The 24,963-nt window shown below is 63.6% G+C and carries 19 protein-coding genes and 1 tRNA gene; 6 read left to right on the forward strand and 14 right to left on the reverse strand.

From position 1 onward, the window contains the following. Both EPD66_RS02240 and EPD66_RS02245 read left to right on the forward strand, forming a co-directional pair. The coding region (locus EPD66_RS02240) for a type I secretion C-terminal target domain-containing protein (protein ID WP_142846859.1) at positions 1 to 559 on the forward strand (559 nt) is incomplete at its 5' end. Positions 560 to 1,145: 586 nt separating this feature from the next. After that, entirely contained in the window at positions 1,146 to 1,664 is a 519-nt protein-coding gene (locus EPD66_RS02245) for a hypothetical protein (protein ID WP_142846860.1), read from the forward strand. Between the two features lie 54 nt (positions 1,665 to 1,718). On the opposite strand, the gene EPD66_RS02250 is transcribed toward EPD66_RS02245, so the two are convergent. Together EPD66_RS02250 and EPD66_RS02255 are read right to left on the reverse strand one after the other, a co-directional pair. Next, positions 1,719 to 4,805, reverse strand: a complete 3,087-nt coding sequence (locus EPD66_RS02250) for an efflux RND transporter permease subunit (protein WP_142846861.1) — start codon at positions 4,803 to 4,805, stop codon at positions 1,719 to 1,721. 11 nt (positions 4,806 to 4,816) lie between these two features. Further along, complete coding sequence (locus EPD66_RS02255; RefSeq protein WP_142846862.1) at positions 4,817 to 5,926, reverse strand: efflux RND transporter periplasmic adaptor subunit; 1,110 nt, start codon at positions 5,924 to 5,926, stop codon at positions 4,817 to 4,819. A 122-nt stretch (positions 5,927 to 6,048) separates the two neighbouring features. Here EPD66_RS02255 and EPD66_RS02260 point away from each other — a divergent pair, with 122 nt between their 5' ends. Both EPD66_RS02260 and EPD66_RS02265 read left to right on the forward strand, forming a co-directional pair. Next, positions 6,049 to 6,639 (forward strand): TetR/AcrR family transcriptional regulator, encoded by a 591-nt coding sequence (locus EPD66_RS02260; protein WP_142846863.1) that lies wholly within the window; start codon positions 6,049 to 6,051, stop codon positions 6,637 to 6,639. Continuing rightward, positions 6,636 to 7,400: an SDR family oxidoreductase gene (locus tag EPD66_RS02265; RefSeq protein ID WP_142846864.1), complete on the forward strand. Its 765-nt coding sequence runs from the start codon at positions 6,636 to 6,638 to the stop codon at positions 7,398 to 7,400. The genes EPD66_RS02260 and EPD66_RS02265 overlap by 4 nt, the downstream gene beginning before the upstream one ends. A gap of 12 nt (positions 7,401 to 7,412) precedes the next feature. Here the strand turns inward: EPD66_RS02265 and EPD66_RS02270 are convergent, their stop codons facing one another. The 5 genes from EPD66_RS02270 to EPD66_RS02290 all read right to left on the reverse strand — a co-directional run bounded on the left by EPD66_RS02270 (position 7,413) and on the right by EPD66_RS02290 (position 13,229). Next, positions 7,413 to 8,069, reverse strand: a complete 657-nt coding sequence (locus tag EPD66_RS02270; protein ID WP_142846865.1) for an SPOR domain-containing protein — start codon at positions 8,067 to 8,069, stop codon at positions 7,413 to 7,415. Positions 8,070 to 8,110: 41 nt separating this feature from the next. Next, positions 8,111 to 8,749, reverse strand: coding sequence for an exopolysaccharide biosynthesis protein (locus tag EPD66_RS02275; RefSeq protein ID WP_142846866.1), 639 nt, complete (start codon positions 8,747 to 8,749; stop codon positions 8,111 to 8,113). A gap of 147 nt (positions 8,750 to 8,896) precedes the next feature. Continuing rightward, positions 8,897 to 10,741 carry a TRAP transporter fused permease subunit gene (locus EPD66_RS02280; protein ID WP_142846867.1) on the reverse strand — a complete coding sequence of 615 codons (1,845 nt, stop codon included), beginning with the start codon at positions 10,739 to 10,741 and terminating at the stop codon, positions 8,897 to 8,899. 23 nt (positions 10,742 to 10,764) lie between these two features. Continuing rightward, positions 10,765 to 11,739 carry a TAXI family TRAP transporter solute-binding subunit gene (locus EPD66_RS02285; RefSeq protein WP_255448335.1) on the reverse strand — a complete coding sequence of 325 codons (975 nt, stop codon included), beginning with the start codon at positions 11,737 to 11,739 and terminating at the stop codon, positions 10,765 to 10,767. A 254-nt stretch (positions 11,740 to 11,993) separates the two neighbouring features. Then, positions 11,994 to 13,229: an MFS transporter gene (locus EPD66_RS02290; RefSeq protein WP_142846868.1), complete on the reverse strand. Its 1,236-nt coding sequence runs from the start codon at positions 13,227 to 13,229 to the stop codon at positions 11,994 to 11,996. 620 nt (positions 13,230 to 13,849) lie between these two features. On the opposite strand from EPD66_RS02290, the gene EPD66_RS02300 reads away from it, so the two are divergent. Then, complete coding sequence (locus tag EPD66_RS02300) at positions 13,850 to 14,284, forward strand: PACE efflux transporter (protein WP_185961212.1); 435 nt, start codon at positions 13,850 to 13,852, stop codon at positions 14,282 to 14,284. 197 nt (positions 14,285 to 14,481) lie between these two features. Here EPD66_RS02300 and EPD66_RS02305 read toward each other — a convergent pair whose 3' ends face one another. The 5 genes from EPD66_RS02305 to EPD66_RS02325 form a co-directional block, all read right to left on the reverse strand. Further along, positions 14,482 to 14,916 (reverse strand): GNAT family acetyltransferase, encoded by a 435-nt coding sequence (locus EPD66_RS02305; protein WP_142846869.1) that lies wholly within the window; start codon positions 14,914 to 14,916, stop codon positions 14,482 to 14,484. A gap of 44 nt (positions 14,917 to 14,960) precedes the next feature. Then, complete coding sequence (locus tag EPD66_RS02310) at positions 14,961 to 15,221, reverse strand: hypothetical protein (RefSeq protein WP_142846870.1); 261 nt, start codon at positions 15,219 to 15,221, stop codon at positions 14,961 to 14,963. A gap of 74 nt (positions 15,222 to 15,295) precedes the next feature. Beyond that, complete coding sequence (locus EPD66_RS02315) at positions 15,296 to 17,530, reverse strand: helicase HerA domain-containing protein (protein ID WP_185961213.1); 2,235 nt, start codon at positions 17,528 to 17,530, stop codon at positions 15,296 to 15,298. Positions 17,531 to 17,878: 348 nt separating this feature from the next. Next, positions 17,879 to 17,968, reverse strand: a tRNA-Ser gene (locus EPD66_RS02320). Between the two features lie 66 nt (positions 17,969 to 18,034). Beyond that, positions 18,035 to 20,476, reverse strand: a complete 2,442-nt coding sequence (locus tag EPD66_RS02325; RefSeq protein WP_142846872.1) for a PAS domain S-box protein — start codon at positions 20,474 to 20,476, stop codon at positions 18,035 to 18,037. Between the two features lie 105 nt (positions 20,477 to 20,581). Here EPD66_RS02325 and EPD66_RS02330 point away from each other — a divergent pair, with 105 nt between their 5' ends. Continuing rightward, entirely contained in the window at positions 20,582 to 21,364 is a 783-nt protein-coding gene (locus EPD66_RS02330; protein WP_142846873.1) for a YdcF family protein, read from the forward strand. Positions 21,365 to 21,367: 3 nt separating this feature from the next. Here the strand turns inward: EPD66_RS02330 and EPD66_RS02335 are convergent, their stop codons facing one another. Together EPD66_RS02335 and EPD66_RS02340 are read right to left on the reverse strand one after the other, a co-directional pair. After that, positions 21,368 to 22,579 carry a threonine ammonia-lyase gene (locus EPD66_RS02335; RefSeq protein ID WP_142846874.1) on the reverse strand — a complete coding sequence of 404 codons (1,212 nt, stop codon included), beginning with the start codon at positions 22,577 to 22,579 and terminating at the stop codon, positions 21,368 to 21,370. Then, entirely contained in the window at positions 22,576 to 24,909 is a 2,334-nt protein-coding gene (locus tag EPD66_RS02340) for a penicillin acylase family protein (RefSeq protein ID WP_142846875.1), read from the reverse strand. The genes EPD66_RS02335 and EPD66_RS02340 overlap by 4 nt, the downstream gene beginning before the upstream one ends. Between the last annotated feature and the right edge of the window lie 54 nt (positions 24,910 to 24,963).

Below are 24,963 nucleotides of genomic sequence, written 5' to 3' on the forward strand. Positions count from 1 at the left end.
CGCCATCGGCGGCAAGGGCGATGACTTCTACGTCATCAGCCAGTCCGACGACGTCATCATCGAGAAGCCCGGCGAAGGCATCGACACCGTCGAGACCTGGGCCGACTACCGCCTGCCGGCCAATGTCGAGAACCTCAACATGGGCCGCTCTGGCACGGTGCACGGCAACGAGCTGGACAACATCATCAACGGCAGCAACGGCAAGGACGTCATCCATGCCGTCGGCGGCAACAACATCATCACCGGCGGTGCCGGGGCCGATACCATTTATTCGGGCCCGGGGGCGGACATCTTCGTCTACACCTCGATCGTCGACCGGGGCGATGTCATCAAGAACTTCCAGGTGGGCGCCGACATGCTCGACCTGCGGCCGCTGATGAAGAGCCTCAACGCCAAGGCCGACGGCGATTATGTCTCGCTGGTTCAGCAGGGCAACAACACCCTGGTCAAGGTCGACGTCACCGGAACCGGCCGTGCCGGCGACACCCTGGCCACCATCGAGGGCGTCGACGCCAACGACCTCGCCGACTATGTCGACCACTGGATGGGCATCGCCTGATCCAGCGGCCTAGCCGGAACCATGACGCGGGGGGAGCTTGCTGGCTCCCCCCGTTTCTTTTGCCTTATCCTTCCGCATCTGGCGCAGCGCAGTCAGCGTCTTTCCACTTGCGGTCCTAATTGCGCCACATTCCCGATGTCTCCTTGGTCTTGAAAGAGATGATCCATAGGCATGATGTCGTCGTAGACGCGGATGAGTAGCCGTGAAAAACTCTTCGACAGGCCTATGTCCAAGAGGAGAAGACATATGGGGCACAGGTTAACTCTCTCGCCCGGTCAGCTAACCGATCTGGCCCGCACTTTGCGTGCCATCGCTCTTGATCATCCGCCGGCGGCGCCGGTTCTTTCCGACTTGGCGGCAACTTACGATCTGTTGTCGCAGGTGGAGAAGTCTGCGGTCAGGCAGGCGGATTGCGAAAGGGCCTGCGGGCGCTTCGGCTGAACCCGGGCTCGACCTCCCGCGCTTCCCTTCTCCGGAGGGCGGGCGAATGACGAAGACAGGGGCTTGCGCCTGGCCCGCGGCAGGCTGACATTGTCTGGCCCGGGACGCTCGTTCGGCGCTCCCGCCGATCTTCGAGGGAGAAGGAATGTTCAAGCGACTGGTGGCTGCCGCCGCCGCCCTGCTGCCGACGGCCTGCGATGGACCGGTGACCAATCCCGGCGCGGCCCGTTCCCCGGCAGCCTACAGCCATTTCGAATATGTCGCCGGACACGGCCCGATGCTGCTGGAAGTCCACAATGCGCCTTTCGGCGGCGGGGCGGAGAGGGAGGATTGGATCTTCCGGAACTTCGCCGGTGCCGTGGGACCCCGCCGGATCACCTTCACGCGCGACGTGGAACAGGCCGTCTCGGCCCCCGATCTGCGCGCCATCCTGGTCTTCTTTCCGGCCACCGATGCCTCGCCGGCCCAGCTTTGCGAAGGGCGCATCCGCACCCAGCCGCAAAGCCAGCCGGACCGTGTCGATGCCATGGCCGTCTTCTGCAGCCGCGATCAGGTCCTGTCCCATGTCAGCGGCTGGGTGCGCAACCTGCAAGGGCCGGAAGACCGGCGCTTGCGCGATTTCCTGGGACAGATGCGGCGGGATCTCTTCGACGAGCGGCCTTGAGAGAAAGAAGGCTCATGAAAAAAGGCTCCAGGAGCGATCCTGGAGCCTTTTTTGTCATGCCTTGGCGGCGGCCCCGTCAGGCAGGGCAGGAGATGCCTCCTGCTCCTTGGGGTCGGGCTTGGCGATCATGGTATAGAACATCGGCACCACGAAGAGGGTGAAGAGCGTGCCGATGGACAGGCCCGAGGCGATCACCAGGCCGATGGAGAAGCGGGCTCCGGCCCCGGCCCCTTCGGCGATCAGCAGGGGCGAGACGCCCAGGACCATGGCCGCCGTGGTCATCAGGATCGGGCGCAGGCGCACCTTGGCCGATTCCTCGATGGCGGCACGCCGCGACAAGCCTTTCTCCTCGCGCAGCTGATTGGCGAATTCCACCATCAGGATGCCGTGTTTGGTGATCAGGCCGATCAGCGTGATCAGGCCGACCTGGGTGTAGATGTTCAGCGTCGCCACGCCGAGATTGAGCGGGATCATGGCGCCGAAGATCGACAGCGGCACCGACATCATGATGATGAAGGGATCGCGGAAGCTCTCGAACTGGGCGGCCAGGACCAGATAGATCACGATGATGGCGAGGCCGAAGGCCATGGCGATGGAATTGCCCTCCTGGACCGCCAGGCGGGATTCACCGGCATAGTCGAGGAAGAAGCCGTCGGGCATCGTCTGCTCGGCGATGTCGCGCATCACGTCCAGGCCGTCCATCAGGGTCACGCCGGGCAGCGGCAGGGCCGACAGGGTGGCCGAGTTCAACTGGTTGAACTGATGCACGGCGGCCGGGGCGGCACTGGTTTCGATCCGCACCACCGAGGACAGCGGGATCATGGTGTCGCCGCTGCCGCGGACATGGAAGCGGTTCAGGCTTTCCGGGTTCAGCCGGTCCTGGTGCTCGACCTGGGGGATGATGTCGTAGCTGCGGTTGTCGCGGTCGAATTTCGAGACGGCGGCGTTGCTGAGCAGAACGTTCAGCGTGGTGCCGATATCGCTGATCCGCACGCCCAGGGCATTGGCGCGGTCGCGGTCGATGACGACGCGGGCGCGCGGCGTCTCATAGGACAGGCCGTTCTGCACCACGATGAAGCGGCCGCTGGCCAGCGCCTTGGCCTTGATCTCCTCGGCCACTTCATAGACGCGCTCGGGGCTGGCGGTCGAGCGCACCACCATCTGCACCGGCAGGCCGCCGCCCGAACCGGGCAGGGAAGGGGGCGAGAAGACGAAGGCCTGGACGCCCGCCACCGTGTCGATGCGGCTTTGGATGTCTTCCTGCATCTCCTGGGCATTGCGGTCGCGCTCGCCCCAGGGCAGGAATTTCCAGATGGCGATGCCGGAATTGGTGTTGCCACCCATGCCGACGATCGAGAAGGCGGTTTCGACTTCCGGGATGTCGGCGGTAACCTTGCCGAAATCCTCGACGAAGGCCTGGGTGTAGTCCGAGGTGGCATAGCTGGGCGCCGTCACCATCGCGAACAATGCGCCTTGGTCCTCTTGCGGAGCCAGTTCCGAGGAGGTCTTCATGAACAGGAAGACCGTGGTCGCCAGCATGGCCGCGACGATGAAGAACAGGACCGGGCGATAATTCAGGCTGCCGGCCAGGCGGCGGCTGTACCAGTTGCTGAGGCGCTCGAAGACGGCATCGACCCGGCGGGCGAAGCCGCCCGTTCCTGCCTTGTGGGGCTTGAGCAGGCGCGAGGACATCATCGGCGACAGCGTCACGGCGATGATCCCCGAGATCACCACGGCCCCGGCCAGGGTGAAGGCGAATTCGCGGAACAGGGCGCCGGTCAGGCCCTGGATGAAGCCGATCGGGGCATAGACCGCCGCCAGGGTGACGGTCATGGCGACCACCGGACCGAAGATTTCCTTCATGCCGGTGATGGCCGCCTGGATCGGCGACAAGCCTTCCTCGATATGGCGGTGGATGTTCTCGACCACGACGATGGCATCGTCGACCACCAGACCGATCGCTAGCACCATCGCCAGCAGGGTCAGGGTATTGAGCGAATAGCCCAGCAGGAACAGGAAGAAACACACCCCGATCAGCGACAGCGGAATGGTCACGATGGGGATGACGACCGAGCGGAAGGAGCCCAGGAAGAGCAGGATCACCAGGATGACGATCACCACCGCCTCGCCGATGGTCTTGAAGACCTCGTGGATCGACGCATCGATGAAGGTGGTGGAATCGTAGACGATGCTGGCATTCATGCCCTGAGGCAGTTCCGCCTGGATCTGCGGCAGGGCCTGCTGGACCGCCGCCGCCGTGTCCAGCGGATTGGCCGAGGGCGTGGAATAGATGCCGATGAAGGTGCCTTCCTGGCCGTCGAAGCTCACCCGCATGTCATCGGTTTCGCTGCCCAGCTCGACGCGCGCGACGTCGCGCAGGCGGACGACTTCGTCGCCATTGGTGCGGATCGGCAATTCGCCGAAGCTTTCCGGCGTCTGCAGCGTGGTATTCGTCTCGACCGAATAGGCGAAGAGGCTGTTTTCCGTCTTGCCGGGCGCGGCCAGGAAGTTGCTGCTCTGAATCGCCGCCGTCACTTCGGCGGCGGTGACGTTGCGCGAGGCCAGGCGGATGGGATCGATCCAGACGCGCATGGCGAAGGTCTTCGCGCCCAGCAGCTGGGCATCGGCCACGCCTTCGATGGTGGACAGACGCGGCTGGATGACACGGGTCAGGTATTCGGTGACCTGTTCGCCGGTCATCTGGTCGCTCGTGAAGGCCAGATACATCAAGGCGAAGGTCTGCCCCGTGCCCTTCTGCACGATGGGGTCCTCGGACTCGCTGGGCAACTGGCGGCGGACCTGCTGGGTCTTGGAGATGACCTCGGTCAACGCCTTGTCGGGGTCGGTGTTCAGGCGCATGTGGACCGAGACCGTGCTCAGGCTCTGCGCGCTTTGCGACGTGACGTAATCCACCCCTTCGGCGGTGGCGGCGGCCTTGGCCAGGGGATCGGTGATGAAGCCCTGGATCAGGTCGGCGCTGGCGCCGGGATAGGCGGTGGTGATGGTGATGACGGTCTCATCCACCTCGGGATATTGCCGGACCTGCATGCTGGAGATGCCTTGCAGCCCCAGCAGCAGGATCAACAGGCTGACCACGATGGAAAGAACCGGCCGCCGGATGAAAAGTTCCGTGAAGGACATGGGCGGGCGCCTTACTGGATGCTGGCGAGACGGGCAGGGTCGATGCGATTGTCGATCTTCACCGGCACGTTGTTCGATAGCTTGTTCTGGCCCGAGGTGACGACCATCTGGCCGGGCTGCAGGCCGCTGACGATTTCGATCTGGTCGCCGTTGCGGCGTCCGGGCTTGACGAAGGCTTGGCGGGCACGCAGACGCTTGGCCTCGCCTTCACCGGATTCCTCGACGATATAGACGTAGTCGCCATAGAGGCTGGGCACGACGGCGGTCTGCGGCAGGGTGACCACGTTCGGTTCCTCGGGCAGGTCGACGCGCACATGGACGAACTGGCCGGGGAGCAAAGTGCCCTCGCGGTTGTCCAACTCAGCCCGCACCGCGACGAGGCGGGTCTGCGGATCCACGCGCGGCTCGATGCCGATGATATGGCCGCGATAGTCCATCTTGCCGGTTCCGGAGCCGAAGCTGGCGGTCTGGCCGATGCGCAGGCTGCCGGCAAGCTGTTCGGGCACGGTGAAGTCCACCCGCATCACGTCCAGGTCCTGCAAGGTCGCCACCAGGGCGCCGGGCTGCACATAGCTGCCGATGTCCAGGCGCGGAATGCCGATAACGCCGTCGAAGGGAGCCTCGATGGATTTCTGTCCGATGACCGCCTCAAGCCGCGCCAGGCTGGAGCGGGCGGTATCGACTTGCGTCAAGGCTTCGTCATAGGCGGCCTGGGTGGAGACGCCGCGTTCCTGCAACTCGCGCACACGCATCAACTGGGCTTCGCTGGTCTGGAGGCGCGACCGCAGGGCGGCCAGTTCGGCACGGTCCACCTCGTCGCTCAGGCGCACCAGCACCTGGCCCTTGCTGACACGGCTGTTGGCCTGGAACAGGATTTCCCGTACCACGCCCGCCGCCTCGACCGGCACTTCCACGCCGCTCGAAGCCTTGGCGGTGCCCACAGCCTCGATCCCGGGCCGCCATGCGCCGGCCGCGGCCTCGCTCGCCGTGATCACCACCTCCTGTTCGGGGCGATTGGCGAAGAAATCGGCAATCGCCTGGTCGCGGAAGAGATTGAAACCGACCAAGCCACCACAGACGATGGCGACAAGGAGGGTCGCGATGATAAAACGTTTGATCATAACCGGGATCTTTCGTGTGACAGCCGTGCATCAGCCGAATCGGGGCAAGAGGGTGATTGACTGCTGCTGCAGCCGAATATATGTACCGTCTAGACGGTAATGTCCAGCGTCAGGAGACGATAATGCTAAAGAGTGAAAACAAGACAGTTCGACGCGGACGCCCGAGTTCACGGCAAAAGGTTCTGGAGGCAGCGGCCGAGATCGCCGCCGAGGTCGGCACGGCGCGCCTGACGCTCGATGCCGTGGCGGAACGGGCCGGAGTCAGCAAGGGAGGGCTGCTCTACAACTTCCCGACCAAGGAAGAATTGCTGCGGGGGATGGTCGATCAGTTCCTCGAACAGACCGCGGAACTCGAACAGAAAGCGCGGGAAAGCCTGGAGCCCGGTCCGAATCTCGCCTTGCGCGCCGCCTTGAAGGCGCGGCTTTATGCCCCGGCGGTGGACCGCAAGGCCGCCGCCAGCATGTTGGCGGCGATTGCCGAAAATCCCCGTCTGCTCGATCCCTGCCGCACGGTCCAGCAATGCCAGTTGGCGGATTTCGCGGAAGAGAGCGACGATCCGGACATGGCCCATATCCTGTGGCTGGCCGTGGAGGGATTGATGCTTCTCGACATGATGGGAATGGAGCCCTTCGACAGCGCCAAGCGCCAGGCCATCGCGGAACGCATCCTGGCACTGGCAGGCGATCGGAAGGCCGACGGGCAAAAGAAATGACCAAGGCTTTTTCACTGGAGGGCAAGATCGCCTTGGTGACCGGAGGCGGGCAGGGGCTGGGCTTCGAGATGGCCCGCGCCCTGGCGGCGGCCGGTGCCCAGGTGCTGGTCAATGGCCGCGACCCGGACAAGCTGGACCACGCGGTACGGATCTTGCGGGAACAAGGGGGGAACGCACAGCCTCTTTGCTTCGACATCGCCAAGGAAGACGAGGTGGCGCGGGCCTTCGCCGAGATCGGAGAGAGCCGAGGAGGCCTGGATATCCTGGTCAACAATGCCGCTTTACGCGACCGGCGTAGCCTGGCCGAGTTGGATCTTGCGTCCCTGCGCCACCTGCTGGACGTGGACCTTGTCGCGCCGCTTCACCTTTCGCGGCGGGCGGCGGCGCTGATGGCGCCGCAGGGTAGCGGGCGAATCATCAATGTCACTTCCATCGCCGGTCCCATCGCACGGGCGGGCGATCCTGCCTATACCGCCGCGAAAGGTGGGCTGGATGCCTTGACGCGGGCCCTGGCGGCGGAATTGGGACCTATGGGAATTACCGTCAATGCCGTGGCTCCGGGCTTCTTCGCCACCGAAGCCAATGCCGAGATGGTTGCCAATGCTGAAATCGCGGCTTGGCTGGAGAAACGCACTTCGCTCCAGCGCTGGGGCCATCCGGAGGAAATCGCCGGGGCGGTGGTCTTCCTCGCTTCGGCGGCGGCGTCCTATGTGACCGGGCAGACCCTGGCCGTCGACGGGGGCTATCTATCGCATTTCTGAGGGAATTTTCCCTCAGCGCGGGGCGACATGGGCGTCCTTGGCGCCGGTGGCCGAGATCACGCGGGGCAGGGCCGCCTTGGCGGCGGCCTCGTCGGCAAAGGGACCGGCGAACAGGAAGCTGAGGTCGCGTTCCTTGCCCTGGCGTTTCTCCAGCAGTACCGGCAATCCCTCCTTCTCCATCCGTCCAGCCCAATCCGCGGCAATCTCCTGCCGGGAGAAGACGCCGACGCGGATCACATGGCTGCCCGCATCGGCCGGCCGTTCGGCGGCGGGCGGCGGGGGCTCCGATGAGTCGGGCGTGGCCGGTGCGGACGCGGGGGGAGCCTCCTCGGCGACGGGCTCGGAGAGAGGCGGCAAAGGCGGCGGCATGGGCATGGATTCCGCCACCTGCATTTCCGCTCCCGCTCCGGGGTCGGAGGAGGCAGGAGAGCCATACAGGCCGATCCCGAAGAGGGTGCCGCCAAGGAACAAAACGACAACCATCGCGGCCAGGACGGTCCCCGTCCGGGCGAGGAAGCCGCGCTTGGCCGTTCCCGGCGCTGTATCCCCGTCTTGCTCGGCAGCGTCGATTTCAAGGGGCTGGGCAAGGAAAGGCGGCACCGGATTGGGCGGCGGATAAGGCGTGTTCCTGCTGGAGTCCGGCATCACGGTCATGGCTGCTATACGCATTCAGTGCTGGCGGCCATGCTATTCCCGAGGGTGCAGGCCGGTCAACTCCACAGCTCCGTGACCAGGAACATGGCCGCCTCGATCCCGACGAAGAAGACACCGGCGACGATGGCGGCGGCGATGGCCGAGATGGTCAGCGCGACGGAGATGAACACGCCATCGCGTTCCACCAGTCCCAAAGCGAGAACCACCACCGCCAGGGCAGGCAGGAAATTGCCGAAGGGAATGGGAAGGCTAATGGAGACGCCCAGCACGACGCAGAGGAGGCCCAGCAGGCGTTCGGCGACGGGCGAGGTCAGGCTGCACAGGCGGGGCCGCAGATAACGTTCCCCCTGGACCAGGCGTGGCAGGATGCGTGCCATTATGCGGCGGAAGTCGTCACGACGGATGCTGCGCCGGCTCAGCCAGCCCGGCAGCCAGGGATAGGGCCGTCCCCAGGCCAATTGCGCGGCGACGATCATCAAGGGCGGGCCGAAGATGCTGGAAATGCCCGGAACCGGGATCGGGACCATATTGGGCAGGGCCAGGGCCAGCAAGAGCAGCGCATAGGCGCGGTCGCCCAGGGCGTCCGTCAGGTCGCCCAGAGTGATCTTCTCTTCGGGCCAGTCGCGAGCCAGCTCGGCCAGGATGGTGGAGGCCGGTTCGCGGCGTGGAACGTCTTCGTTCTCAGAAAGGTGCATTCTGGTTTTCTGCTGCCTGACCGCAGAGAGATGGGAAGGGGAGGTAGATTCGACCAGAGCCGGATTGCACAGAACGTTCGAGAACAGATCATAACAACGCCCGGCCAAGGGGATGCTTGGCCGGGCGTTGTGCGAGACGAGAAGAGATCAGGCCCCCACGCCGAACAGGAAGATGACGGCGACGCCGACGACACCCAGCAGGAAGGCCCGGACCGGATTGACGGCACCGCAGATGGTGGCATAGCTGAGCAGGATCAGCCCCAGCCCCAGCTTCGCCGCAGCCAGCAGCGCCATGGCCGGATCGGTGGCCAGGGTCAGCAATGCCGGATTGGCAACGAAACCGACCGGAATGATGAACAGGCCCAGGCCGATCCGCATGGCCGACAGCGATACCGGCATCCAGGGCGTGCGGGCGATGCTGGCGGCGATGAAGACATTGCCGCAGACGGGGGGCGTGATGGTGCAGAGCAGGGCGTACCAGAACACGAAGAGATGGGCATGCAGTTCGGGCAGTCCCATCTGGATCAGTGCCGGTCCGGCCACGGAAATGCAGATCAGATAGGCCGCCGTGGTCGGCAACTCCATCCCCAGGATGATGCAGGCCGCCGCCGTCAGCAGCAGCGCCAGCCACAGCTGCCCGCCGGAAATGCCGATGATCAGCGAGGTGATCTTGACGCCAAGGCCGGTGGCGTGGAACACGCCGGTGATGATGCCGGCGCAGATGATGATGGCGGCGATCATGGCGATCTGGCGCGAGGCATCGATCAGGGCGACGCGGGCGCGCTGCCAGAACAGGCCCAGCGAGATGCGCAGCCGGTCGTCGGCCGCCAGCAGGACCAGCGAGACCCCGGCGGCGATCAGGGCGATGTAGCCGGGCGAGTAGTCGCTGCCGAACAGCATCCAGATCAGGATGACGAAGGGCAGCAGGAAGAAGGGCGTGGTGCGGCCGACCAGCGCCCAGCCCGGCAGGTCGCGGGGATCGAGGGCACCGAGGCCGTAGCGCAGGGCGAAGAAATGCACCCCGGCCCAGGCCGCCAGGAAGAACAGGACGCCCGGCAGGATGGAGGCGACCATCAGTTCCGTATAGGGCACGCGCAGCAGCTCGGCCATGATGAACACGCCCGCCCCCATGACCGGCGGCATGATCTGGCCGCCCGTGGAGGCCACGGCTTCCACCGAAGCGGCGAAGGGGGCGGGGTATTTCAGCCGGATCATGGCCGGAATGGTGATGGCGCCAGTCGAGGCCACATTGGCCGAGGCCGAACCGGAAATGGTGCCGTACATGGCCGAGGCCAGGACCGAGACCTTGGCCGAACCGGCGCGGAAGCGCCCGGCCAGCTGGGTCGCCAGGGACATGAAGCCCTTGCCGGCCTCGCCCGCGCTGACGATGGCGCCGAGGATCAGGAAGGGCACGATCAGGTCGATGGAGATCCCGGTCAGCGAGCCCCACAGGCCGCCCTCGGCGATGACCAGCGTTCCCAGGAAATAATCCATGGGAATTCCGGCATGGCCGATCGAGGCGGGCAGGTGCTGACCGAAGATGCCATACATCAGGACCAGCAGCGCCACCGCCGGCAATACCGGCTGGATGGCGCGGCGGGCCATTTCCAGCACCACCAGGATCAGGGCGATGGCCACCACATACTGAAACCAGCCGTCCAGGGCCCCATACTGGTCCACCAGCATCGGGCGGTTCAGCATGATGTAGCCGCAGCCCGCCAGGCCGATGGCGCAGAGCAGATAGCTGACCAGCCGATAGCCCAGCGAGCCGGCGACGCCGACCACGAAGATCCAGGGCAGCGCCACCGCCAGATGGCCGGGGCGGGTGATCAGGTTGGGGATGAGGCCGGAAAAGACCACATGAACGTGGAAACCGACGGTGATGAGGCCAAGGAGCAGAATCGCCGTCTCACGCCAATTGGCGGAGACGGCATCGCCCAAACCCTGACCGCCGGGGCGGGACGCCCCGGGGCCGGCACTGGTAACGGTCATTGAATCAAATCACCCAGTTCTATTCAGTTCGCCGCCGGAAGATCGACGCCGATTTCACGATAATAGCGGGCGGCACCGGGATGGATCTCGGCGCGCAGCGAAGCGACCAGTTCCGGCTTCACCGCATTCCACCAGGGGCTGGACTGGGCCATCTGGTCGCGCTGTTCCCAGAAAGCCTTGGTGATGGCATAGGCGGTGTCGTCGTCCATGCGGGTGGTGCCGAAGGCGCCGACAGGCATGCCGACGGTCTGGATCGGCTCGTCCATGCCGCGATAGGTGCCGGGATCGATGGTCACCGGGCCCGAGGCTGGGTCTTCCGCGACCACCTTCGCAAGTTGTTCCGGCGTGAAGGGCAGGATCTTCAGCGACATCGAGGTCGCCAGTTCCTGGACCGCCGGGGTGGGGTGGGAGCTGCAGGTGGCATAGCCATCGATGCGGCGGTTGCGCAGCGCGTTGGAGGCCGCGGCCAGTTCGCTGTCCACGGTCTTCACCTTATCGGCGATGTCGAGGATGCTGAAAATCTTGCTGGTGCGGCCTTCGCAGAAGGTGCCCTTGCCGCCGGCGATGAAGGTCTTGCCCGCCAGTTGGGTGATGTCGTCGATGCCGGAATCCTCGCGTACCACGAAATGCACCGTGATCGGCGGCACCACGAACAGGGCGCGGACCTGGTCGTAGCCGCTTTCGCCTTCGAAGGGCTTGTTGCCGGCGAGAGCGTCCTGCAGCAGGTTGGGCGGCGTGGTGAAGACGAAATTGCCGGGCCGCTTGGCGGCTTCCTTGAGGTTCTGGACCGATCCCTGGCTTTCCTCGACGGTCGCCCTGATCTTGCCGTCCGACGCCTTCTGCAAGGCCTCGGCCACCTGCACCATCATGACGTAGTAGGAGGAGCTGGACGTGGCCGACTTCAGCACCACGCGGGTCTCGGCCCAGGCTTGCGAGGCACCGGCGGTCAGCGCCACCATGGCCCCGAACAGGCCGCCCATGATCATCTTCTTCTGCACTTCGTTTCTCCCTGGCTTCTGGCTTGTTCCGGCCATTACCGCCCCCTCTCAGGCGGCAAAAAAAAGAAAGATGACATAGCCCAAAAGAGGGGCCAAGCCGAGAAGAATAATCAGGAGCGGAAATTCGTCATTCCGCTCCTCTGGGTTGATATGCCGAGGAAATAGAGGTCCCAGGGGGAGAAAAGGAAATCAGGACTTATGTGGCAGTGCGGGAGAATTCTCTCCCGCCTGTGCCTGCTGCATGAGGCAGCGCCTCATGAGACTTGGGAGGATTGTACCGCCCTCTTCGGTTTGGCGACCGACAGGACGGAGAAGATCATCATGGTGAAGATGGCGGCCATGGCGGCGAAGAAAAGCTGGTAGCTGCCATGGTCGAGGATGGCGGCGAAGATCAGCGGCGACAGGGTCGATCCTGCATCCAGACCGGAATAGACGAAGCCGAAGACCTTGCCGGCGGAGCCGGGGGGCGTGGCCGACTTCACCAGGATATCGCGCGAGGGTGCGGTCATTCCCTGGCACAGCCCGGCGATGCCGACCACCACCAGGACCAGGGCGTAGGGCAGCATTCCCGTCGCGATCACGGCCATGGAGGCCCCGGCTGCGGCCAGCCCGAAGGCGGCGACCCGGGCATGGCGGGTGGTCTTGTCGGCGATGATGCCACCCAACAGGATGCCCACCGCCGAGCAGACCAGGAAGGCGGTCAGGGCGAAGGTCGCGGTCTTGACCGTGATGTCGTAGAACTCCACCAGCGAGGAGGTCGAGAAGGTCTGGAAACCGGTGCCGGACATGCCGGTCAGGATGAAATAGGCGAAGGCCAGCACGATGGCCGGGGTCCGCAGCAGACGGCCATAGGAGAAATGCTTGACCTCGCTAGTCTGGCGTTCCCCGGCGGGGACGGCCTCGTCCTTGAGGTGCCGGCCATAGCGGAGCAGCAGCAGCACCGCCAGCCAGCCCAGCAGGCCCGCACTGATCAAAGCGAAGCGCCAGCCGCCGTAATAGGCCAGGGCGCCGACGACGATGGGCGCCATGGCATAGCCCAGCGTGCCGGACAGGGCATGGACGCTATAGGCACGCCCCAGGCGGATGGGGCTGATGCGGCTTGAAAGAAGCGACAGGTCGGCGGGATGGAAAACGCTGTTACCGAGGCCCGCCAGGATCATCAAGGGATAGAGCATCCACAATTCGGTGACCAGACCGGCCAGTGCGATGCAGCTTGCCATGATCGCCACCCCGGCGATCATCAAGGGCCGCGCCCCCCAGCGGTCCACCAGAATCCCCGCAAACGCCTGGGCGATGCCCGAGGTGAAGTAGAAGGTGGTGATCACCGACCCCAGCACGACATAGCTGACCCCGAAATCCTCGCGCAGCAGAGGGATCATCGGGGCGAAGCTGAGTTGGAAAAAGTGGCTGCAGAAATGCGCCAGTCCGACAAGCCCCATGATGATCGTGTCGCGCCGGAGAATTGCGGGATCCGAGGCAGCAGAAGACATTGTCGCTTTTTCCTCACTTTGAACGTCTGGGAGGCATGCAAAAAGAATGCGCAAAGAAGAGGCAGATTGCTCCGCCCCCTCTCGTTCTTGATGATATGGCCGCACTATAGGCCACGTCCATTCCTTGTTGGCAAGGAGACGCTTTGCAATACCTTTGGATTATTCAGCGGGAAGACGGAAAGTCTGTCTTTCGCGTCGCTTGGCGGCAGGACGGCCTTTGTTCCAGCCCAATCCCATAGCACTTTCCCGCGCCTTTGTCACACCGGCCGTTGATACCGGAAAGCAGGGGGAAGGTGGCTGTCCTCTTCCTTCACAGGGCATGCCCACCGGCCACCTGCACCACCTGGCCGGTGATCCAGCTGGCCGCGTCGCTCAACAGGAAGGCCGTGAAATCGGCGGTCAGAAAACGTCACAAGCTGACTCTGCGCGGGAGAGATAAGGTTCAAAGCACTATGGGAATATGAATGAGAAGGTTGATGTTCCCATTGCAGCCCGTATACTTCGCTTCGCGCAGGCAGAAACCGTAGCCGCGCAAGGCGCTTGAGCGCCAGTGTTTCCAAAACGACCGGGACGGACCGGCTCTTCAAGCAAGGGCCGTGGAGGCCCGTGGAGTCGAGGAAATGATCTCTCTGAAACCGCTCACGCGGCGTATCGTCTATGTGCTGACCTTCGAAGTCTTCGCGATTGCGCTGTCGACGGTTCTGCTGATGTCGATGGCCGGAGGCGACGCGAAAGGCTCACTTCCCGTAGCGGCAGCCGTGTCGCTGATCGCAGTTGCGTGGAACTACACGTACAACTTGCTTTTTGAGACCTGGGAGCGGTGGCGAGGAGTAACGGAGCGAACAGTGTGGGTCCGCGCGGGTCACGCGTTCGGGTTCGAAGCGGGTTTGTTTCTTTTGATCATACCGCTCTACATGCTCTGGTATGGGGTTGGGCTATGGGAAGCCGCGAAGATGGAAGTGGCAATCCTCCTCTTCTTCCTGGTCTACACGTTCCTGTTCACGTGGATTTTCGACGTCATCGTCAAATTGCCCACTGGCTACGCCAAAGCGTGATTATCCCAATTTTGGCGGCAGGAAGAGCGGGCCCGCTCCGCTCTTCTTACCCAACGGCGCTATGCGACTCGAAAGTCTGAGAGAAGGATCATGTCCGCTTGTGCGGTCGTGGCTGCAACATCGAAAGATGAAAATGGGGCGATAGCAGCCGGACAATCAAATGCGCAGAATGTTTAGGAAACCGGTGTTGTGGCCAGTCATTCGGACGGTTCAATCAGCCATTTTGCCATGACGGTCCGGGGCGCGACCTCGAAGCCCAGATGCTCATAGAACGACACGACCTTGGTATTCGTCTCGCGCACCAGAAGCTGGACCTTTACAACGCCCCGATCACGAAGCCATGCCTCCCCAGCCTCAACCATTTGTCGCCCGAAACCAAGACCTTGAGACCAAGGATCGGTGGCGACGTAGTAGAGCCAGCCGCGATGACCATCGTGCCCGACCATAACACTTGCGACAACTCGGCCGTTTTTATCCTCGCCGACAAGAACGTCGGAACAGGTTCCATCCTTTGCGAACCGGAAGTCTGTATTCGGATCGTTGTAGCTCGCGACAAGACCGCAGTCACGCCAAAGTTCGACGACGCGTGTTTGGTCGAAAGGTTCGGCGCTTCGGATGGTAAGTTGTGGCATGGCGGTTCCAACTGGCAGATCGGCACTTATACGGCACGAGACGCTCAAGGAGGAGCAAGACCATGTCTACAGTGCTCAACTGATGAGTATTCGGAAGCCGAAAGGGCTCTTTGGCGCAAGAACCTCGAACGCCCCAGATGGGTTAAAGAAATCAAGGTCAAGCCTTTTAGTTCGGTCACAATGGCTGCGCGTTCATCCCGAAAGAGCGCAAGCTCCGGAAAATGTGGGAACACATTAGGGTAATCGTATTTGCATAGATGCTTGATTGCTTCCTCAAGTGCTGAAGCAGCGAGCTTGAAAGCCATGACTGCCTACCCTGCGTATCCCACTTTTAACCTACTCAATCTGCATGCAATAACAACCCTAGAGAGCATTCGGCTTAGAAAGAAACTTGGCCGTCGGTTTGATTTTCCTGTACATCAGGTTCCAGCGCTTCTTGAATTTCTGCAGCAAGAAGTTCTTGCGCCGCGCGGAACGCGTTGAGGAAAGGTTGGCGATCATTCAGTCGCACGAGGACTGGATTCTCGCAGGACGACGCCTTACCAAAAATTACGGCATGTCGCGCTTCGAGACTGGGAAGTATGCTTGCATAGTCGCGGCCGATGTAGTTGGACAGGAATTCCTTTCCCGTATCGTCGAAGGTTCTCATAGCGAAGATTGTGTTGCATTGATTGAGGATCGTCTTGGTCACATTGGCCGTGCGCTGCGTGATGAGCAGACAGCCGAGACCGTATTTGCGTCCTTGCAGGATCGCCCGCGCGCTCCGCGCCGTTGCCGCCTTATCTCCTTCTGCAACCACCGAGTTCCATTCAGGGACAAGTGAATGTGCTTCTTCGTAGACGAGGCAGACCCGCGCCTGGTCGATCATGCCGAGTTCCTGGCACACCGTTAGGGCGGCATCTGATATGATCGCTGTTATTTCGGTGGGCGTTAAGGGCGCCATAGATGCGTCGCCAGTCTTGTAGTCCTTGAAGCCCGTTTGCCTCCACACATCGAACGCTGCGGGATTCAAAACGCGCAGATTGCGGCCATCCTCGACAACGAACGCGCGTAGCTGTTCCGCGAGCTTCTGCGAAAATTGATTAATAGTACCGCCTTCCTCGCGGTTCAGTTCGGCTTTGCCTCGACCGCCAGCCTTTTGCAGTTCGTCATCCAGCTGCTTTTCATGGGCGTCATCCAAGAACTCGCTCAGCAGCTTGGCGTACTGGTCCGTCAAATCGAGGCAGATTACCTTTATTCCGTCGGCGATCATCCGCTCGACCAACTCGATCGACAGGTAGCTCTTGCCAATGCCGAGAATGCCGAGGATTGCAGTGTTATGCGTCACCGCGTCCGAGATATTCAGGCCAACGCCGAAACTCGTGCTTGGGAAATGTCCGACTGCTCTGGGAGAGATGACATGCTGGTCGGATTCGAGCAGGAAGACGGGCGTATTGATCCGGGGCAGCCATTTCACAGGCATGAATTTTCCGGCATCCGCGTCCCATCGACCAATCTTCCGGGCCTTGGCCCGTGCATAGCCGTAGGTGTTTTTCTGCTGGACAATGTCTTCGCGCGTCAATCCGTCGATGATCTGGAAAATTACGTGATGGTCGCCAACGCGGGTTTCCACCAGCCGCCCCTCCGCAAGGCCCCTGTCTTCCGTCACCTCAAACAGCACGTAGTCGAGATTTGAGTCGCTGACGACAACGCCGCACAGACGATTGATCCATTGGATTGCTGGCACGTCAGCCAGTTCTTCGGGCGTGGCAGATAGGGCAAGCGCAATACCTGTGCCCCTTGTCTCTGGCAGCTTGCTGATACGGCTTTTTAGGCCTTCCGGCAGCCGCACGGTTAGTACACGAAGTAGATTGCCTTCGTCGCGCCCGACATAGTTCAGCGCGATGCCCAGCATCCACGGTCCGTTATTGTCGGCGACCACCATCGGTGTACCGCGTGGCACGCTGTTATCGCCAAGCTGTCGCACCAGAACGATTCCAGGCGACTGATAAGCTGCTATTGCGCCGATAACCTGATCGGCTCTTACCACGCCCCATTGTTCTCTGGCCCAGTCGACGAAGCCGAGGACCGATTCCACCGGTCGTAGCACGACGATCACAGCCCAGGCGCTGAGAATAACCGCAACTTCGTCCGCGCGCGTTCGGTGAAAGAGCCAGACGCACAGCAAGATGACGATCGTGAAGATCACTACCGGGCTTCCCAGGCTACGAACCGCCTTGTCCGCAAGCCGAACGATGCGGCGGGTTTCCGCGCCAACCGGGGGCCTGATGAGCAGGACTAGGACCGACACAATGCAGATCGCGGTGCAAAGCGCTATGACGCTCCACAGTAATGTGGAGTCGGCGCTGTCTGGCGCAACGCCGAGTGACCCTGCTATCAGCGCTGCGAGCGCCATGAATGCGTTCGTGGCCGCATCCGCCGGGGGCGTAAAGTGCGGATTGAGAAGGCGACTGCCGAACAGGAGACTGGCGAATCCGCTATACAGCCAGATGGCGTTCTCGTTGGGCGTAAAGCCCGTCGTGACCACCGAATACTGGACTACCCCCAGCAAAGCGGCATAAATTAATAGGCCAACGACCCTATGTCGCGTCTGTCGTCCTGCAGCCTCCATCATCGCCCCCTTGTGCATTTTGCCGCTGTGAGGAAGTTGGAGGATAGTATCAGTCGTGTCGACCTCTTATATCCTCTTCCCTATAGAATTCCTATTGCGAATCTGATCTCTCGTCCAGACGAAAAAGACACGGATTCGCACTGTTTAGAGCGGCCGATATTAGCAATCTCATTCTGAACGCGGGAGACCGCGAAGGTCACTTTAGCGGATTATCGGCGGTTGTACGCATGGAGCTATGCCCTTGATAGAGCATGCGAGAACCTCCGTCCGTAGGGAAACCGCGCTGTAAGGCGCTTTCCGCTTGATAATAAGAGAAATGACCGGCCAATTTGTGCGGCAATCGGCGGCGATTGGCGGATGGGGTGGGATTCGAACCCACGGTGGGCTTGCACCCACGGCGGTTTTCAAGACCGCTGCCTTAAACCACTCGGCCACCCATCCAGCAAAGCAGGCGTTGGTTTGATACCCGGTTCCGGCGATGGCGGCAAGACCGAAGCGGCGGTGCCGTCAATGGACGGTGTTGTTGTTGGTTCGCAGCGTCTGGTTCAGCAGCAGGTGGAGTTCGGGCGGCTGGATGGGCTTGTGTAGGATGCGCAGGCCGCTGGCCTCGGCTTCGCGCAGGCGTTCGGGCGCGGTGTCGCCGGTGATGATGATGCTGGGAATCGGCGCGTGGAACAGGTCGCGGATATGGCGGATGGCCTGGGTTCCCGTGCGGCCTTCGCGCAGGCGGTAATCCGCCAGGATGGCGCTGGGGCGGCGGTCCAAGCCGGCGAGCAGGGCCAGTGCCTCGTCCTCGGATGAGGCCGCCAGGACTTCATAGCCCCAGCTTTCCAGAACTAGGCGCAGGCCTTTCAGGATCGTCGCCTCGTCGTCGATGATCACCACCAGTTCCTTGGCGTCTGGTACCGCTGGCGTCTGGCCGAGCAGGCCGCGCATGGGATTGGCCTGGGAACGTGTTTCCCCCAGTCCGACCTGGATGGAGAAGACCGAGCCCCGGCCCGGCACCGAGCGTACCTCGATCTTGTGGCCCATCAGGTTGGCCAGACGCTTGACGATCGCCAGCCCCAGGCCGAGGCCCTGGCTGCGGTCCCGTTCCGGATTGCCGATCTGGGTGAATTCCTCGAAGATTTCGTCGAGACGGCTGTTCTCGATGCCGATGCCGGTATCCCAAACCTCGATACTGAGGACCTTGCCCCGGCGGCGGCAGCCGACAAGGATGCGTCCGCGCTGGGTATAGCGGACGGCATTGGCGACCAGGTTCTGGACGATGCGGCTGAGCAGGGCCGGATCGCTGCGCACGATCATGGAGGAGGGAACGACGCGGAATTCCAGCCCCCGGTCCTGGGCGGCGGGACGGAAATCCGCCTCCATGCGCTCGATCACCGTCGAAATGGAGAAATCGGTGTATTTCGGCGTGACCAGTCCGGCATCCAGGCGCGAGATATCGAGCAGGGAATCGAGCAGCATGTTCAGCGCCTCGACCGACCGTTCCAGGTCGGCCAGCACGCTGCGCGCCTGGGGATCGCTGATCTTGAGTGACAGGGCGCTGGTGAAGAAGACCAGGGCCTGGACGGGCTGGCGCAGGTCGTGGCTGGCCGCCGCCAGGAAATGCGACTTGGCGAGATTGGCCCGCTCGGCTTCCTCCTTGGCCCGGCGCAAATCCTCCTCGGCGCGTTTGTGCTGCGTCATGTCGCGGGCCACCTGCACATAGGCGCGCAGCCGCCCGCTTTCGTCTCGCAGGGGGGAAAGCGCCACATGCGCCCAAAAGCAATTTCCGTCCTTGCGCAGGCGGAAGCCTTCCTCCTCGAAACGGCCGAATTGCTGGACGATCGACAGGGTACGGGCCGGTTCTCCCGCCTTCATCGCATCCTCGGGATAGAAGCAGGAGAAATGGCGTCCCAGGATATCGCCAGCCTGCCAGCCATACAGCCGTTCCGCCCCGACATTCCAGCTCGTGATATGGCCCTGGGTGTCGAGGACGGTGATGGCATAATCGGTGACGCCCTCGACCAGCAGGCGGAAGCGTTCCTCGCTGCTGCGCAGGCGGTCCTCGGTGCGCTTGCGCTCGGTGATGTCGCGGACGATGCCGGCGAACAGGCGCCGCCCGCCGACGCGGCTTTCGCCGACGGCCAGGTCCATGGGGAAGGTGGTGCCGTCCCTGCGCCGCCCCCTGACTTCGCGCCCGCTGCCGATGATGCGCGCCTCGCCGGTGGCGAGGTAGTGGCGGATATAGTCGTCATGGGCGCTGCGATAGGGTTCGGGCATCAGGATGCTGACATTCTTGCCCACCACTTCCCAATCCTGGTAGCCGAAGATGGCTTCGGCGGCACGGTTGAAATCCTCGATGATGCCGTTCTCGTCGATGGTCACCACACCGTCCACGGCGGCGTCGAGAATCGCCCGGGCCGTCGCCCGGTGATGGCGCAGCTCGCTTTCGACGCGCTGCAATTCGCTCATGTCCTCGAAGGTCATGGAGAAACCGGTCACCGCGCCGTCGGTATCGCGATGCGGGGTCATGGTGACGGCAACCATGTACTCCGCCAGATCGCCGGGGCAGGGGCTGTCCATGCGCACCGAATGGCCGGTGAACACGGAGCCGAGCCGGGCGCGCACGGCCTCCATCAAGGGGTTGGGCAGCAGCGTGTCCAGGGGGCAGCCTTCCAGGTCCTCCAGCGCGATGCCGCGCCATTCGGCGCAACGGCTGTTGCCGGCCTGGACATTGAGATTGCGGTCGACATAGCAGATGGGCACCGGCGAGGCGTCAAGGACGGCGCGCAGCCTGTCATGGTCGTGGCGGATGGCGCGGCATTCGGTGTTCCGCAAGTTCAATTCCTGCAGGGCGGCCTGGCGTGCGGTTTCAGCGCGTCTCCAGGCCAGGATTGCCGCCAGCATCAAGGCCGCCAGCAAAACCCCAAGGGCCATCAGCATCACCGTTCCGGCAAAAGGCAAGTCTCCGTCCTTTCACTGTCGGTCCGCGACCATGAATCATGTGGTGATGCTTTAGCCTTTTGTGCAAGGGTTGTACGCAAAAGACAGTCGAGGTAAGAGGCTGGCATGTTTATTTTCACCAAGCTCGCCGGTCCCCTGACCGACCCAGTCTCAATACTTATGCTGTTGCTGATGGCGGGAGCCGGATTATGCTTTACCCGCTTCCGGCGATGGGGGCGGGGGCTCGTCGCCTTCGTCGCCCTTTTCTGGCTGGCTGTTGCCAGCCTGCCGGTCGGGGCCTGGATCAATGCCGGTCTCGAAGAGCGTTTCCCGCCGCCGGACCTGCCGGAGAGACTGGACGGCATTCTCGTCCTCGGCGGTGGAGTGGATCAGGTGGTCCGCGCGGCGCGTGGACAGATGGCGGTGACGGCGGCGGCGGAAAGGATGCTGGTCGTGCCCGACCTCGCCCGCCGCTATCCCGAGGCGCGGATCGTTTTCACCGGGGGCTCCGGCCGCCTGCTGCACCAGGATGTCAAGGAAGTTGATGCCGCCGCCGAGGTCTTCGCGGCCATCGGCCTGCCGCCGGAACGCATCCTGTTCGAAGGCGAATCGCGCAACACGCGGGAGAACGCCCTCTTCACCCTGGAGATGATGCGGCCGAAGCCGGGAGAAAACTGGCTGCTGGTGACCTCGGCCAGCCATATGCCCCGGTCCGTGGGCGTCTTCCGCGCCGCCGGTTGGCCGGTCATCCCTTATCCCGTCGATTACCGCACCACCGGCAGGGAAAGGGCGCCCGTCTTCGCGCCGCTGCACGGGCTGCACGACCTCTCCGAGGCCTTGCGCGAATGGCGGGGACTGATCGTCTATCGCCTCGCCGGATGGACGGACAGCCTTTACCCGGCGCCGTGAAGTTCAGCCGTCCAGGGTCGTGTTGCCCAATTGCCGCACCCGCCAGCCGGCGCGGGTAAGGCTAGCGATCACCGCCTGCAATTGCTCGTGGCCGGTGGTTTCGACCACCACGTCCAGTTCGGCGAATTTCACCGGCACGTCGTGGAACAGGCGCTGGTGATAGATTTCGATGATATTGCCGCCCTCCGCGCCGATCACCTGGGCGACGCGGGCCAGCAGTCCAGGCGCATCGGCGATCTCGATCCGCAGGCGGGCCATGCGTCCGGCCCGGATCAGCCCCCGCATCATCACCGAGGCAAGGATGCGGGAATCGATATTGCCGCCGGACACCACCAATCCCAGCTTGCGCCCGGCAAAGCGCCCTGGATGCTCCAGCAGGGCGGCGAGCGGTGCCGCGCCCGCCCCTTCGGCCACCAGTTTTTGCTTCTCGACAAGCATTTGCACGGCCCGTTCCAAGGCCGCTTCCCCGACCGTCAGGACGTCTTCCAGATGCTCCTCGATGATGGGGCGGGTCAGACGGCCGGGAGTCTTGACGGCGATGCCCTCGGCGATGGTCGGCCCACCGGCCGGCATGACCGAGCCGCCGGGCAGCATGGACGGATAAAGCGCGCTCTGTACCCCCCATAGGCGCAGCGAGGGCTTCAGCGCCTTGGCCGCCAGGGCCATGCCGGCGGCCAGCCCGCCGCCGCCGATGGGAATCACGACGTCTTCCAGCTCGGGCTGGTCCTCCAGCATTTCCAGCGCCACGGTGCCCTGACCGGCGATGATCTGCGGGTCGTCATAGGGATGGACGAAGACCAGCCCGTCGCGTTCCGCCAATTGGCGCGCATGGGCCTGGGCCTCGCTCAATGTCTCGCCATGCAGCACAACCCGCGCGCCGAGATGGCGGGTCTGCTCGACCTTGGTGAAGGGCGTCGCCAGCGGCATGACGATCAGGGCAGGGATGCCCAGCCGCCCCGCATGCAGCGCCACGCCTTGGGCATGGTTGCCCGCCGACATGGCGACCACGCCCGCCTGACGCTGCGCCTGATCCAGCGAAAGCAGCTTGACCAGGGCGCCCCGGGCCTTGAAGGAGCCGGAAAACTGGAAATTTTCCAGCTTCAGCCAGATCTCGGCGCCCAAGGCGGCCGACAGGGCAGGGGCTGCCACCAGGGGCGTCCGCAAGACCGTGCCTTGCAGCTTCGCCGCAGCCTCCTGCACGTCCGACAGGGTCATTGCGCAGGCTCCAGTCGCAGGATGCGCTCGACGGGATCTGTGGGGGAAATGGTGATCATGCGTCCTTCGGCCCAATCCTCGGTCAGATCCTGCCAATGCGATGAAAGCGGATTGCCCGATTGCCCGGTGGCGGCCTGATAATGGCTGTTTCCGAGGTCGGACAGGTCGTAGACGGCCCGGAAGCCCGCGCCGTGGAGATGGGGAAAGGCGCCCGTCTCGGGGTTGTAGCTGTAGGTGCCGCGATTGACCGTGAAGTCGTCGCCGTCGGTCGCCGGGGCGATCTCGGTCAGCCTGCCGATGACCGGGATCTGTGCGAAGACGGGATGATCGAAGCGGGCGCGATGCACCGCGCCCCAGCGCCAGGCGGTCATGTCCTCGCCATGGGCAGCGGCAAGCTGTTCCAGGCTTTGGGTCAGGCTGCGGCGGATCATGGTGGCGCAATCCTCCGTCTCGGGGGTGCGCATGTCATCGCACCAGGGGCTGTTCGTCCGCAACACGTTCTCGAGGAAGACCGGGCGCAGCTGGACCATGGCCCCGGCCTGCTCGCCCAGATCGTCTTCGATCACCGCCCTGTAGAGCATGTTGATCCAGGTCTGGAAGATCAGGGCCGGTGCGGACTCGCGCGCCATCATGCCGTCCCATTCCGCGATCAGGCGCAGGGCCTCGGCCTCCCGCTCGCCGTCGGGCTCCACCGACAGCAGCAAGGGAAGGAAGCGTTCCGCCAGCCCCGACAGGGCATCGTGCTGAAGCCGGATGGTGTCCTCGATGTCGTGGCGCGGCAGGGCAGCAAGCACGTCGCGGATGCGTTCGGCGCGGAAGGGTTCGGGCCAATGGGCGGTGATCATGTGAGGATAGCCGGGCGGGGTGATGCGGTTGTTGGCATTCAGGACCACGCCGCCCGCCGGATTGAGCGCATGGGGCAGTTCCTCGAAAGGCACCCAGCCGACCCAATCCGCCTCGCCGGTCCAGCCGGGCTGGGGCAGGGTGCCGTCGCCCGAACGGCGCAGGGGAACGCGGCCCGGAACGTAGAAGCCGATATCGCCCGTGACCGAGGCGAAGAAGAAGTTCTGTTGGGGCGACAGGAATTCCCGCAAGGCCGCGGTGAATTCTTCCCAATCCCGCGCCCGGTTGAGACGGTAGATGGCCTGGGGCGTCAGGTCGTCGGGCTGAAGCTGGGCCGCCGACAGCGCCAGCAGGGCGTCATCCGCGCGGGGACCCAGGACATCGGAAACGAGCGGGCCGTTGCGGGTGTGGCGGACCACCATCTGGACCGGCGGGCCGTTCCTGACGTGAATGGTCTCATTGCGGATGTCCAGGGGCTGCGACCCGTGCGGTGTCTCGTAGAGGTCCTGCCCGGCGGAGCGTTCGACGAACAGGTCCATGGTGTCGCTATGGGTGGTGGTGATGCCCCAGGCGATGTGGCCGTTATGGCCGAGCAGGTGGAACGGCACTCCCGGCACCGTGGCCCCGGTGACGGACAGGCCCGGGGCTTCGATCGAGGCCAGATACCATAGATTGGGCGCGGAAAAACCGAGATGGGGATCGTTCGCCAGAATCGGCGCGCCGGTGGTGGTGCGGTCTCCGGCCAGCGCCCAGACATTCGACGCCAGGCGCGGCTTGATCGCCTCGGGCAGGGCGGCCAGCAGCTGGGCGGCGGGGATGCCTTCCAGATGGGCCTGCTCGCGGATTTCCGGTTCGGCCCACAGATCGGCGATGCGCTCGGGCGGCAGGATGCGGGCCAGTTCCGTCCGCAGCAATTCCTCGCGCCAATTGCCCGCCAGCTGCATTCCCATCAGCCGTCCCCAGACCAGCGTATCGGCCGGGCGCCAGGGTTCGGGCTTGTGGCGCAGGATCAGGAATTCCGGCGGCAGATGCGCCCGCCAGGATCCCTCTCCTTGGGCGATGAAGGCATTGACCCCGGCGGCATAGGCCTCCAGCGCTTCACGGACCTCTTCGTCCAGCAGCGCTACCGTATTCTCGGCCAGGCGGTAGAGGCCCAGCATCCGCATCATGCGGTCGGTTTGCAGGGTCCGTTCCCCGAAAATCTCGGACAGCCGTCCCGCACCGACACGACGCAGGGTCTCCATCTGCCACAGCCGGTCCTGCGCATGGACGTAGCCCAGGGCGAAATAGGCGTCCTGTTCGTTTTGCGCGGTGATGCGGGGTATGCCCCAGCGGTCGCGGGCGATGTCCACCGGCGCATCCAGGCCTTCCAGGGCCATGCTGCCTTGCGTGCGCGGCAGCGTCGTATGCAGCCAAGCCAGGGCGCCGGTGGCGACAAGGACGAGAACCAGGACAAAGGCTCCAAGAATCTTCGCTGCCGTCCGCATGCCGGCCTACCCTTCCTTTCAGTCAATGACATAAGGTATAGCAATGCCTTATGT

It is taken from the genome of Telmatospirillum sp. J64-1, assembly GCF_006980715.1.
GTDB classification, from domain to species: domain Bacteria; phylum Pseudomonadota; class Alphaproteobacteria; order Rhodospirillales; family Magnetospirillaceae; genus Oleiliquidispirillum; species Oleiliquidispirillum nitrogeniifigens.

What these genes read in the sequence shown, in the direction of transcription:
- EPD66_RS02245 (WP_142846860.1), top strand. Translation starts at nt 1,146, where the DNA reads ATGTTCAAGCGACTGGTGGCTGCCGCCGCCGCCCTGCTGCCGACGGCC.
- EPD66_RS02250 (WP_142846861.1), bottom strand. Translation starts at nt 4,805, where the DNA reads ATGTCCTTCACGGAACTTTTCATCCGGCGGCCGGTTCTTTCCATCGTG.
- EPD66_RS02255 (WP_142846862.1), bottom strand. Translation starts at nt 5,926, where the DNA reads ATGATCAAACGTTTTATCATCGCGACCCTCCTTGTCGCCATCGTCTGT.
- EPD66_RS02260 (WP_142846863.1), top strand. Translation starts at nt 6,049, where the DNA reads ATGCTAAAGAGTGAAAACAAGACAGTTCGACGCGGACGCCCGAGTTCA.
- EPD66_RS02265 (WP_142846864.1), top strand. Translation starts at nt 6,636, where the DNA reads ATGACCAAGGCTTTTTCACTGGAGGGCAAGATCGCCTTGGTGACCGGA.
- EPD66_RS02270 (WP_142846865.1), bottom strand. Translation starts at nt 8,069, where the DNA reads ATGCGTATAGCAGCCATGACCGTGATGCCGGACTCCAGCAGGAACACG.
- EPD66_RS02275 (WP_142846866.1), bottom strand. Translation starts at nt 8,749, where the DNA reads ATGCACCTTTCTGAGAACGAAGACGTTCCACGCCGCGAACCGGCCTCC.
- EPD66_RS02280 (WP_142846867.1), bottom strand. Translation starts at nt 10,741, where the DNA reads ATGACCGTTACCAGTGCCGGCCCCGGGGCGTCCCGCCCCGGCGGTCAG.
- EPD66_RS02290 (WP_142846868.1), bottom strand. Translation starts at nt 13,229, where the DNA reads ATGTCTTCTGCTGCCTCGGATCCCGCAATTCTCCGGCGCGACACGATC.
- EPD66_RS02300 (WP_185961212.1), top strand. Translation starts at nt 13,850, where the DNA reads ATGATCTCTCTGAAACCGCTCACGCGGCGTATCGTCTATGTGCTGACC.
- EPD66_RS02305 (WP_142846869.1), bottom strand. Translation starts at nt 14,916, where the DNA reads ATGCCACAACTTACCATCCGAAGCGCCGAACCTTTCGACCAAACACGC.
- EPD66_RS02310 (WP_142846870.1), bottom strand. Translation starts at nt 15,221, where the DNA reads ATGGCTTTCAAGCTCGCTGCTTCAGCACTTGAGGAAGCAATCAAGCAT.
- EPD66_RS02315 (WP_185961213.1), bottom strand. Translation starts at nt 17,530, where the DNA reads ATGATGGAGGCTGCAGGACGACAGACGCGACATAGGGTCGTTGGCCTA.
- EPD66_RS02330 (WP_142846873.1), top strand. Translation starts at nt 20,582, where the DNA reads ATGTTTATTTTCACCAAGCTCGCCGGTCCCCTGACCGACCCAGTCTCA.
- EPD66_RS02335 (WP_142846874.1), bottom strand. Translation starts at nt 22,579, where the DNA reads ATGACCCTGTCGGACGTGCAGGAGGCTGCGGCGAAGCTGCAAGGCACG.
- EPD66_RS02340 (WP_142846875.1), bottom strand. Translation starts at nt 24,909, where the DNA reads ATGCGGACGGCAGCGAAGATTCTTGGAGCCTTTGTCCTGGTTCTCGTC.